Source organism: Psychroflexus sp. MES1-P1E, from assembly GCF_002836055.1.
In the GTDB taxonomy this organism is placed as follows: domain Bacteria; phylum Bacteroidota; class Bacteroidia; order Flavobacteriales; family Flavobacteriaceae; genus Psychroflexus.
Window position 1 is genome coordinate 1 of the sequence record NZ_PJBS01000052.1, and the last position, 327, is coordinate 327.

The following is a 327-nucleotide window of genomic DNA, read 5'->3' on the forward strand; positions in this document are numbered from 1 at the left end:
TATGGTTGTTAAGTAGTTCCAATCATCATTAACCCTAATATATGTAATATCAGACACCCATTTTTCACCAATTGAATTACTTTCGAAGTTCCTGTTTAAGATATTCTTAGCGATTGGGTAGGTGTGATTTGAATTTGTTGTAACAACAAATTTCCTTTTTAAAACACTCTTTAGTCCTAACTCTCTCATTAAAACAGCAACATAGGAACGAGAATAAAATAAGTTCTCTCTTTCTAACATCTTCTGTAAACGACAACTGCCATAAATCTCTCTACTCTACTTAAACAGCTCTAGTATTCTATCTTTCAAGAAAGTTGTTGTCGTTTG

1 pseudogene is annotated in these 327 nt (G+C 32.1%); it reads right to left on the reverse strand.

Annotation, left to right across the window (positions count from 1 at the left end):
• Nucleotides 1–327 (reverse strand): annotated as a pseudogene (locus tag CXF67_RS00285) (IS3 family transposase); the annotation flags it as partial.